General features: G+C 43.8%; 8 protein-coding genes and 2 tRNA genes. 8 read left to right on the top strand and 2 right to left on the bottom strand.

Translation table 11 applies throughout. The features are described 5' to 3' along the window. Positions 1-5: 5 nt before the first annotated feature. The gene (gene gpt, locus LSG34_RS18775) at positions 6-479 is read left to right on the top strand and encodes a xanthine phosphoribosyltransferase (protein WP_319633879.1); all 474 of its coding nucleotides are present in this window, start codon (positions 6-8) and stop codon (positions 477-479) included. 58 nt (positions 480-537) lie between these two features. Here the strand turns inward: gpt and LSG34_RS18780 are convergent, their stop codons facing one another. After that, complete coding sequence (locus LSG34_RS18780) at positions 538-1665, bottom strand: endonuclease/exonuclease/phosphatase family protein (RefSeq protein ID WP_233010795.1); 1128 nt, start codon at positions 1663-1665, stop codon at positions 538-540. A gap of 395 nt (positions 1666-2060) precedes the next feature. Between LSG34_RS18780 and LSG34_RS18785 the strand changes: the two genes are divergently transcribed. The 7 genes from LSG34_RS18785 to LSG34_RS18815 all read left to right on the top strand — a co-directional run bounded on the left by LSG34_RS18785 (position 2061) and on the right by LSG34_RS18815 (position 10646). Beyond that, positions 2061-5201, top strand: a complete 3141-nt coding sequence (locus LSG34_RS18785) for a TonB-dependent receptor (RefSeq protein WP_233010797.1) — start codon at positions 2061-2063, stop codon at positions 5199-5201. A gap of 118 nt (positions 5202-5319) precedes the next feature. Next, positions 5320-5952, top strand: coding sequence for a uridine kinase (udk, locus tag LSG34_RS18790; RefSeq protein WP_233010799.1), 633 nt, complete (start codon positions 5320-5322; stop codon positions 5950-5952). 300 nt (positions 5953-6252) lie between these two features. Then, positions 6253-7467 carry a NupC/NupG family nucleoside CNT transporter gene (locus LSG34_RS18795; RefSeq protein ID WP_233010801.1) on the top strand — a complete coding sequence of 405 codons (1215 nt, stop codon included), beginning with the start codon at positions 6253-6255 and terminating at the stop codon, positions 7465-7467. 13 nt (positions 7468-7480) lie between these two features. Beyond that, positions 7481-8434, top strand: coding sequence for an isopenicillin N synthase family dioxygenase (locus tag LSG34_RS18800; RefSeq protein WP_233010803.1), 954 nt, complete (start codon positions 7481-7483; stop codon positions 8432-8434). Between the two features lie 204 nt (positions 8435-8638). Continuing rightward, a tRNA-Leu gene (locus LSG34_RS18805) sits at positions 8639-8723 on the top strand. Positions 8724-8752: 29 nt separating this feature from the next. Then, positions 8753-8837 (top strand) — tRNA-Leu (locus LSG34_RS18810). A 180-nt stretch (positions 8838-9017) separates the two neighbouring features. Further along, positions 9018-10646: a methyl-accepting chemotaxis protein gene (locus LSG34_RS18815; protein ID WP_233010805.1), complete on the top strand. Its 1629-nt coding sequence runs from the start codon at positions 9018-9020 to the stop codon at positions 10644-10646. A gap of 135 nt (positions 10647-10781) precedes the next feature. On the opposite strand, the gene LSG34_RS18820 is transcribed toward LSG34_RS18815, so the two are convergent. Continuing rightward, the coding region (locus tag LSG34_RS18820) for a hypothetical protein (protein WP_233010807.1) at positions 10782-11043 on the bottom strand (262 nt) is incomplete at its 5' end.

Consider the following 11043-nt stretch of genomic DNA (forward strand, 5'->3'; position numbering starts at 1 on the left):
CTGTTATGTCACTGACCACCAACAAAATGTTTTATGTGTCATGGGAAGCCTTTCACAGAGCAACTAAAGAGTTAGCTAAGGGTTTATTGAACCGCGATTTTGACAGCATAGTTGCGGTCAGCCGTGGTGGTTTAGTGCCTGCTGCTATTCTGGCGCGTGAGCTGGATATTCGTGTGGTGGACAGCATTTGTGTCTCCAGCTACGACCATGATCAGCAACGTGAATTAAAAGTGCTGAAAGACGCCGCTTTAGCGGATAGTCCACGTTTATTGATCGTGGACGATTTGGTGGACACAGGTGAAACAGCCAAAGCGCTAAGGGAACATTTCCCAACTGCTTGCTTTGTTACTGTGTATGCAAAACCTCAAGGCAAACCGCTGGTGGATCACTATGTGACGGACATCGAGCAGGACACCTGGATCCAGCTGCCATGGGATATGGAACTGGCTTACAGCGCGCCTTTGGTCGAGCAAAAGTAATCATCTTGCCAGTAAGAATAAAAAACGGAGCTGATTAGCTCCGTTTTTTATTGACCGCCTATTGAGCGGTCAGTTTCAGTTTTACCCAAACCAAACGATGATCTGAGCTTGCTGCACGATCCGCCACCAGTTCATAAAAAGGCTGACCTGCTGCTGGCCAGAACACACCACTGGACAGTACTTTAAAACCAGATTTAGATGGCAGCACATAATCTGCTCTCATCCGCCAGCCTGCGGTGTGAGTCGCTGCATACGGGCTGTCAGGGCTATGCGCTTTGCCACCAGCACTTTGTGGTGTAAAGCTGCTATCCACCCTTGGGTGCATTAATAAATTACCTATACCTTCTTTGTAGGCATTACCTTCCACTGGCGATGAATTTAAATCACCAAGGATCACAAAGGTTTTATCGTCGGCAAGACCGCCTTTTTGGCCCCTGTCATCATAGATATAACTGGCTTTTTCCGGGTTTAAGTAATCAGTCCAGAATCGAACTTCATCATGGTTACGTTTACCGTTTCTGTCTTCCTCTCCATCAAATACCGGTGGAGTAGGGTGGCTGATCAAGATATGCACAGGCTTTTTGTTGACCAGTACAGGCACGTCCCAATGTGCTTTTGACGATAAGGGCATTAACTGCCAGGCGTCCGGACTGTACCAGGGCGAACCATCGGCTTTAGTCGTTTGCAAAGCGCCTGGCATATCTTTCCATTTAAAATGCTGGAAGGTTCTGACCTTGCTGGTATTAATTGGGTACTTCGATAACAACATCATGCCGTACTGGCCCGGATACTGACCAAAGCCCCAGGCATCTGAACCTTTATTGGTTAGTTGGCCATCATTGTCTAAATCAAAACCGCTGGGTTGGCCTGTATTGACAGTGCTGTAATAGAAGTAGGGGTAATCGATGGTTTTACCATCAGCATTTTGTGCTTTGTTTAAGTAATTTCTGATAAACAGCTGCACTCCTGCTGCCGGGTCTTCGATGTAATCAAATTCGTTCAGCAGCAGAATATCAGGTTGGGTTTGCTGCACTATAGCTGCGATGTTTTTGATTTGTGGATGATTTCCCTGAGCGAGCAGGGTGCTCAAAACCTGCGGGCCTCCGGCAACACCTTTCGCAAGATAGTTTTCAGATTCCATACTGACGTTAAAAGTGGCAATAGTCAGAGTTTGCTCTTTAGCCATAACAATCCCGCTGAAAGAAAAAAAAGAAGTCACTAAAATAGATGAAAAAATGTAATTCATAAGTGCTAAGCCAGTTAAATAGTGTGGTAAGCATATCCTGAAACCTTGTTAAAACCCAGTTTCAGCGGTGATTTTACTTAAAGGCAAGTTGTTCGGTATTGAATTGAAAATGATGTTGATTAAGCACAGCAAATGTACGATTTTTACAGTTCATATGTTACACTTGCGTGACAAATCGGACCTGACAACCAAAGTTGATCTTAGTTCAACGGCAATCTGGTCCGATGTAAGAAAAACGTAATAAAAGTTCGATATAGTTGTCGCCCAAATTGGAAGCAGGAAGTTTTCAGCTTGGCTGAAACATAAAAATTTACAACTACCAGGTGAAAAACAATATGAAAATTAAACATATTGCGCTGGCTGTGGCATTAGCCATGGGCTCAGGCGCTGTGCTCGCTGATACATCTTCTGCTATTCGTGGTCGCATAACCACTCCTGAAGGTGGTGCAGCTGTAGGCACTAAAATTATTATTACTCACGTGCCGTCAGGTACAACTCGTGAAGTGATCACAAATGAATCAGGTAGTTTTATTGCGTCTGGTTTGCGTGTGGGTGGCCCTTATACTGTCGTTGTTGATTCCGATACTTACTCTGATGAAACCTTAAACAATATTTTCCTACAGTTAGGTCAAAACTATCAGATTAATGAAGCATTAAAATCTGAATCTGTTGAGCGTATAGCAGTTACTGGCGCTGTGATTGCATCAAATAACGGCGGCAGTGACAGCTATTTTGGTGCTGATGACATTCAAAATGCACCAAGTTTTAACCGTGATTTAAAAGATATTATTCGTAACAACCCACTTGCAGTCTTGTCCTCTAAAGACGGCGAATTAAGTGTGGCTGGTACTAACCCACGTTTTAACAGCATTAGCGTTGACGGTATTGCTCAGAACGATGATTTTGGTTTGAACGCAAACGGCTACCCTACAACTCGTTCACCCATTTCTTTAGAAGCTATCGATCAGATTTCTATTAATACTTCTCCTTTTAATGCCAAAGCCAGCGGCTTCCAAGGCGCACAAATTAACGCCGTAACGAAATCTGGTACCAACGATTTTGGTGGTAGTTTCTTTTATGAAACTCAAAATGACGGTATGGCAGGTACTCCGAAAGACAATGGCCGTGAAGTGCCGTTAAAATTCGATGAAACTACCTATGGTGGTACATTAGGTGGCGCTTTAGTTGAAGACAAGTTGTTCTACTTTGTTTCCTATGAATACTACGAAGCTGATACTCCAATTGAATGGGGTCCGGCTGGCAGTGGTGCAGCTAACGAAAGTTTAGTTAGCAATGCTGATTATCTGGCTGTACAACGTATTGCTCAAGACGTCTACGGTGTAAACGCGGGTGACTGGAATTTATCACCTGTCACTGATGATGAAAAACTGTTGATGAAATTGGACTGGAACCTTAACGATCAACATCGTGCAGCGTTCACGTACCAATACACTAAAGGCAATCGCACTTCAAACGTGTCGCAGAATGAAGATGAACTGCGTTTATCTTCTCACTGGTACAACCGTATTGAAGAGCTAAACAACTATGCGTTCAAATTATATTCTGACTGGACGCCGGATTTTTCTACTCAGTTCAGCTTAACTTATATGGATAACCCAACGACCCAAGCGTCGTTAGGCAATTTTGGTGATGTTACTATCGAAACCGCATCTGGTGATATAGCTATAGGTTCTGACTTCTCGCGCCATTCAAATGAGCTGGATAAGAGCACATTTATTATGGCTTTAGATGCAGATTATCTGTATGACGATCACAGCATCAGTTTCGGTTATCAATATAAGAGCTTAGATATTTTTAACTTGTTCCTGCAAAACACTAAAGGTTCATATACTTTTGACAGTATTGAAGACTTCGAAAATCGTCAGGCTTCACGTTTAATTTATCAAAACTCTACCAGCTTAAATCCAGCTGCTGCTGCTGCTGATTTTGTGCGCAAAGAGCACGCTGTTTATGTACACGATGAGTGGGCATTTAATGACGAAATTACTTTCGATATGGGTGTTCGTTATGAGCGTTTAGCTTCCAGTGATGTTCCGGCGGCTAACCCTAACGTATTTGGCCGCACTGGTTTCAACAACACTGAAAACCTTGACGGTTTAGGTATTGTATTACCACGTTTAGGCTTTAAATGGGATGCGACTTTAGATACAACGGTTCGTGGTGGTATAGGTCGTTTCTCTGGTGGACAGCCAACAGTGTGGGTATCTAACGCTTATTCTAATACTGGCGTAAACATCGGTTTTCTGGATATTGAAACTGGTGATGGTGGTGCATTAGAAGATGCATTAGCCGGTGTAAGTATTGCTGATGTGCCTCAGGCTTATCAGGATGCTGTCGCAAGTGCGACTACAGTATCTGGTACTAACTTTACTGATCCAAACTTCAAGTTGCCTTCTGATTGGCGTCTACAGTTAGCCGTAGATCACAGCTTCGAAATTCCAGGTTTGGGTGAAGATTATATTTGGACCACTGAGTACTTATATAAACGTGAACAAGATACAGCGTTTTGGGTTGATGCCAGCTTAACTGAAGAAGACAAAGACGGCACTACATCAGATGGTGGTCGTATTGTGTATAACGATGCCGATGGTTCTACTCGTGATCTGATGTTAACAAACGCAGATGAAGAAGGTCGTGCGCGTGTTATTAGTACTGCGTTAAGTAAAGCGTATGACAATGGCATTCGTTTCACTGCTTCCTATACCAACCAGGATATTACTGATGCTCACACAAGCACCAGTTCAACGGCTTCAAGTAACTATGGTAACAACACTGTTATTAATCGTAATGAAGCTTTAGTGGGACGTTCAACATTTGAGACTGAACATCGTTTTGTGTTAAACCTAGGGTATGAGACAGAAGTGTTTGCTGGTTATGCAACTAACATCAATCTGTTTTTTGAGCGTCGTTCAGGCAAACCAATTACTTACTTCCTGGATGGTAATGACTTGGATGGACGTGATGGCCCTGGCCGTGACCCATATGGTTTGTTAAGCCCGGGTACTACAAATGATGCGTTCCTGCCGTACATTCCGACAGAAAACGACCCTAACGTAGTATTTGTAAGCGACGCTGATCGTACTACATTCTTTAATACGATCAATGAATTAGGTTTAGATAAGTATGCTGGTGGTTATTTGCCAAAAGGTGTAAGTACGACTCCTTGGGTGAACACTCTGGACTTAAGTGTTCGTCAAGAAGTTCCTGGTTTCTTGCCTGACCATAAAGGTACAGTGTACGTGACGGTAGATAACTTGCTGAACTTGATCGATAGTAGTCAGGGTAAAGTGTACGGCAGTGACTTTGGTACTATTGAGTTAGCTGAGTTTACTATCGACCCGGTAACCAAGCAGTATATTTATGGTAGCCCAACTACAAATACCACGAACTACAGAACTTTCTACACTCAAGATTCTGTCTGGCGTTTGAAAGTGGGTGTTAATTACCGCTTCTAATCTAAAGGGTTACAACCTTAAACTTAAAATGCCGGTGTAATACCGGCATTTTTTATTTATCCAAAGGCTAAAATCCGCGATAATGCGCTAAGTTAAGTTTTGAACTAGAAGTGATCCTGTGGCTAAAAGTACCATTATTGCTATTGCCGGCGCCTCGGCCTCTGGCAAAAGTTTGTTTGCATCTACTGTTTATCAGGAACTGGTAGCGGAATTAGGTGGTGAGCGTATCGCTGTGTTGGCTGAAGACGCGTACTATCGCGATCAGGCACATTTGTCTTTTGATCAGCGTACTCTGACTAATTATGATCATCCTGCCGCTTTTGAGCACGAGTTATTGGCATCGCATTTACAGCAGTTAAAAGATGGTAAAGCTGTGTCTATGCCACAGTACTGTTATAAAACTCATACCCGCAAGGCTGAAACTATTACCGTGCATCCGGCTAAAGTGGTGCTGGTAGAAGGTATTTTATTACTGACCGACGACAAGTTACGTCAGCAGTTTAATATCACTGTCTTTATGGATACGCCTTTGGATGTTTGCTTATTACGTCGTATTAAACGTGATATGGAAGACAGAGGCCGTAGTTTAGGTTCTATTACAGAACAATACGAAAACTATGTGCGCCCCGCTTTTTTTGAGTTTATTAATCCGTCCAAGCAGTACGCCGATTTAGTGGTGACTCGTGGTGGTAAAAACGAAATAGCCATCGATATTATCAAAACCAAAATTCGTCAGTTATTGCAGGAATAATCTTCCTGCTTACAAGCCGTAACGACAATCAAAAAGCAGTTTTGGTTGTCGCTTTCATCCATGTTCATCGTGCAACATTTGCTTTGCAAGCTTTTCAATTCTGTTATAATCGCGCGGCAAAACGTCAAGTTTAGACAACCCCTGAACAGCAACTACAAGTGTTTGAAGCCGGCTACGGTGGTTAACACTCCCGCTCGGAAACTGTAACTACTTGATCTTTTGATGCTATTCTAGGATTTGGCATCACAAGAACAAAAATCTGCGCCTTGCATGGCCAGACCCTATATCCAAGGAATAACTATGATGAGTTTGGTTGGCATTCTTGCCATCTTAGTAACTGCGTATTTAGCTTCTGCTAACAGAAGTCGCATCAAATGGCGAACTGTCGTAGGTGCTTTTGCGATCCAGTTGGCAATAGGCGCTTTTGTGCTTTATGTGCCTTTTGGTAAAGACGTGCTGTTAAGCATTTCTGCCTTTGTCGGCAATATTATCTCTTACGCTCAGTCCGGTATCATCTTCTTATTTGGTGATGCGGGCGCACAGAAATATGGCTTCGTTTTTGCCATTCATGTGCTGACGGTCATTATCTTCTTCTCTTCTTTAATAGCTGTGCTGTACCACATTGGTGTGATGCGTATCATCATTACTGTGTTAGGTGGTGGTTTGCAAAAATTGCTTGGCACCAGTCGCCCTGAGTCTATGAGTGCTGCAGCTAATATCTTTGTGGGACAGACAGAAGCTCCATTGGTTGTTCGTCCTTTTATTCCCACTATGACCCGTTCAGAATTATTTGCGGTAATGGTAGGGGGCTTGTCTTCTGTTGCAGGTTCTGTACTCGCTGGTTATGCCGGTATGGGGATTGAACTGAAGTATCTGATCGCAGCCAGCTTTATGGCCGCTCCAGGTGGCTTGTTGATGGCCAAACTTTTGCTGCCGGAAACCGAGACTCCAAAAAATGACTTAGCTGATATTGGTATGGTTGAGAAAAATACCAACGTGATTGACGCAGCCGCCTCAGGTGCAGCGAGCGGTTTACAACTGGCATTAAACGTCGGTGCTATGTTGTTGGCTTTTGTCGGCTTAATTGCATTAGTGAATGGTTTAATTGGCTGGATCGGCACTTTAGTTGGTTTTGAAGGTTTAACCCTGCAGTTAATCTTTGGCTATATTTTCCAACCACTGGCATTCATCTTAGGTGTGTCGTGGGAAGAAGCCCGCCTGGCAGGCAGCTTTATTGGCCAGAAATTAGTCATCAACGAGTTTGTGGCTTACCTGGACTTTATTCAGTATGTCAAAGCAGGACAGCTGAGTGAACACACTCAAATTATCGTGACTATCGCTTTATGTGGTTTTGCAAACTTCTCATCGATTGCCATTCTGTTAGGTGGCTTAGGAGTGATGGCTCCGAATCGTCGGTCAGATATTGCAGAGCTGGGTTTAAAAGCTCTATTAGCTGCTACTCTGGCTAACCTGATGAGTGCGGCAATAGCAGGCTTTTTCTTTTCGTTAAGTTAAATAGGTTACAACTATGACTCAACAACAAGTCCCTACGTTGGACATCAGACGGTTTGCCACCGACAAAGCTAGCTTTGTTGCCGAAATTGGCAAAGCCTACACTGAGTTTGGATTCTGTGGCATTAGCGGTCACGGTATCCCGGATGAAGTTGTGGACAATACCTACAAAGCAATTAAGAAGTTTTTTGCTTTACCGACTGAAGTAAAACAAAAGTACCATGTGCCTGGTCAGGGCGGCGCACGTGGTTATACGGGATTTGGTGTTGAAAAAGCCAAAGACAGTAATCATCCGGATTTAAAAGAGTTTTTCCACGTTGGACGTGAATTATCAGGTCCGGCGCCACACCCAAGTTTGTATCCAAACTTGTGGCCGTCTGAAGTCGCGGAATTTAAGGACGCAACTTACGGTTTGTACTCTGCGCTGGAAAACTTAGGTAATACGGTACTGGAAGCTTTGGCTTTATTCTTAAAACAGGATCAGGCGTATTTTGCGGACAAAGTGGATTACGGCAATTCGATTTTACGCCCAATTCATTATCCACCTATTAAGGATACCTCGACTCAGTCTATTCGTGCTGGTCAGCATGAAGATATCAACCTGATCACTTTGTTGGTTGGTTCACACGAGTCAGGTCTGGAAATTCTGCGTCGTGATGGTAGCTGGTTACCGGTAACTACCATTGAAGGCACTATAGTGGTCAATATCGGTGATATGTTGCAACGCCTGACGAACCATCTGTTACCTTCGACCACTCACCGAGTGGTGAATCCGGCCGGAGCTGCTGCAGGCCAGCCTCGTTATTCTATTCCGTTTTTTATGCATCCGAATCCGGACTATGTGATTAAAACTCTGGATAGTTGTATCAGTGCTGATCAGCCAAACCGTTACCCTGAACCTATCAATTCAAACGACTACCTGATGCAGCGTTTGGAAGAAATTGGTTTAATCAAAAAATCCAAGTACTGATAGCGCGCGGCTTACTTCCTGACAAAAGGCGAACTTAGGTTCGCCTTTATATTTTGTGTTGAGCTAAAGTCAGGTCTTTGATGCAAAAGCCAACACTTTGCTGAATATTTCAGCAGTGTTGGTAAAAACAACTGAAAATTTGCATCAGACAGTTGACGATTGTCGACTTGACGCATAACATGCACGCCGTCAACGACGCTTTGCGCCGCGGTGGTGGAATTGGTAGACACACTAGCTTCAGGTGTTAGCGCTTCACGGCGTGGGGGTTCGAGTCCCCCCCCCGGCACCAAAACTTCGTTGACAGAGACAAATTGAGTTGCCGCGGTGGTGGAATTGGTAGACACACTAGCTTCAGGTGTTAGCGCTTCACGGCGTGGGGGTTCGAGTCCCCCCCCCGGCACCAACTCTCTTTCTTCATCTTGTTGTTCTGTTTTACCTCCATATTAATTCCGACAAATCACATTCTTTTTATTGTTAAGCCGCTAACTAAATATTCTGGTTCGTTTTGACCCTGCTTGCTATTTCCTATCTTCAGCCTATTCTTTACAAAACAAACAGATACGCGTCTTGTACAGGTTGTGCCATGTTAAAGAATTTGAGTATTAAAACCCGTCTTTTTGCCATAGTTGGCGTTGCCGTTCTTGGTCAAATCCTGGTGTGTTGGTTAGTCCTTTCTGGTTTAAAGCAAAGTATTCTGGAAGAAAAACGCCTCTCCACTCTTTATCTGTCTCAGGTTGCAGTTGCTTTGGTGAATAACTATCACAGCAAAGTAGGCAGCGGAGAGTTAGACGAAGCCAAAGCTAAACAACTAGCGTTAGCCGAACTGAAATCCCTTCGCTATAAAGAGAACGACTATTACTTTGTGATCGATCAGCAGGTTACTATGCTGATGCATCCGTTCAGGCCTGATCTGGATGGTAAAGATGTTGCCAGCTTTAAAGATAAACAAGGTGAACCTTTGTTCCAGAATATGGCTGATGGTGTGGCTGATGATGGTTCACATTCAGTGTTCTATAACTGGCCTAAACCTGGTGCTACCGAAGAAGTGCCTAAAATTACCCATGTTGAATTATTCAAGCCCTGGGGTTGGATAGTCGGGACTGGTATCTATATAGATGATGTGGAAGCCTCTTTTTATGAGGTAGTGATGCAACTCGCTGTTTTGGTGTTTCTGGTTGTCGGCTTGATGTTGGCGTTAAGCTGGTACGTAACACGTTCAGTCGTAAAACCTATGACAGATGTTGTAGCTGCTATGCAGGACATAGCTTCGGGTGATGGCGATCTGACCGTCAAACTGAGTTACGACGGTAAAGATGAATTAGCAGCACTGGCGACGGCGTTCAATCTTTTTGTCGGTAAAATCCGTCAGTTGATTACTTCTGTAGGGGTCACTTCTGTTGAGGTTAGCGAAAGTGCGTTGGATGTGGCTCGTATTTCTCAACAAATTTCTAAAGAGAGTGTGCAGCAACAACAAGAAACCGATATGGTCGCTACTGCTATTACAGAGATGAGTTCCGCTATAGCTGAAGTGGCACAAAGTGCTGAACAAGCCAATCATGAAACTGGTCAGGTTGAAACTTTGGTTCAACAGGGCATGAAGCTGATGAAAGCCTCAGTAGAGAGTATTCATACCCAAAGCCAAACCATAGAACAAAGTTCGGTAGTTGCATCCTCTTTATATAGCTCGTCACAAAATATCAGTCATGTACTGAACATCATTAATAAGCTGGCTGATCAAACTAACTTACTTGCACTGAATGCCGCTATAGAAGCTGCACGAGCTGGTGAACATGGCCGTGGTTTTTCAGTGGTCGCTGATGAAGTTCGTACTCTGGCGCATCAAACGCAAAAATCGACACAGGAAATATCCGGCATTATTGCCGAGTTGCAACAAGGCACTCAGCAAATGACAGCAGCTGTGCAGGAAAGTAAAACTGCAGCAGAACTGAATATCAATCTGGCGGCTCAGGTTCAGCAAGCGCTGACTGATATTGCCAATTCGATAGCACAGATTTCCGATATGAATGCGCACATCGCTACCGCAGCCGAACAACAAAGTGCAGTGGCTGGCGAAGTGGATCAGAACGTACATACCATTAGTCAGTTGGTGCATCAGACTGCCGGCGCTATTAAAGGCAGCGATCAGTCTACTCAGCGTTTAACTCAACTAAGTCAGGATTTAAAAGATCTGGTGAAGCAATTTAAGGTGTAACAACAGCTTTTCTATAGTAATCGCCATTTCTGTTAATAAAACGGGCAAAAAAGACTCTTTTTTGCCCGTTTTGCTTTTTTTCTGAGCGAACGATCACGGATATCATCAAATTGTCATTTTAGGGGTTGTGCAGGATTAAAAACTCCCTATAATGCGCGCCATGCCAACGGGGTAGTGCGAAAGCAGCTCTGGGGTGGTTTTGAAATGAAGTGAAAAATGATGCAAAACATCGCTTGACACGAGATTGAAAATCACTAAAATGGCCGCCTCGCAACGCGGTGGAGTCGAAAGGTTCAAAAGTGAAGCGAAGGAGTTTAAGTGGTGTGTTTGATAAATAATTTCAAAACGCTGGCTTGACACAAATTCTGGGAAGTGTAATATACGCCTCCCGCTGAGT

This window comes from Rheinheimera faecalis, from assembly GCF_021290965.1.
In the GTDB taxonomy this organism is placed as follows: domain Bacteria; phylum Pseudomonadota; class Gammaproteobacteria; order Enterobacterales; family Alteromonadaceae; genus Pararheinheimera; species Pararheinheimera faecalis.

Coding starts and splice junctions, on each gene's coding strand:
- LSG34_RS18785 (WP_233010797.1), top strand. CDS start 2,061: ATGAAAATTAAACATATTGCGCTGGCTGTGGCATTAGCCATGGGCTCA.
- LSG34_RS18780 (WP_233010795.1), bottom strand. CDS start 1,665: ATGGCTAAAGAGCAAACTCTGACTATTGCCACTTTTAACGTCAGTATG.
- LSG34_RS18815 (WP_233010805.1), top strand. CDS start 9,018: ATGTTAAAGAATTTGAGTATTAAAACCCGTCTTTTTGCCATAGTTGGC.
- LSG34_RS18800 (WP_233010803.1), top strand. CDS start 7,481: ATGACTCAACAACAAGTCCCTACGTTGGACATCAGACGGTTTGCCACC.
- gpt (WP_319633879.1), top strand. CDS start 6: ATGTCACTGACCACCAACAAAATGTTTTATGTGTCATGGGAAGCCTTT.
- LSG34_RS18795 (WP_233010801.1), top strand. CDS start 6,253: ATGATGAGTTTGGTTGGCATTCTTGCCATCTTAGTAACTGCGTATTTA.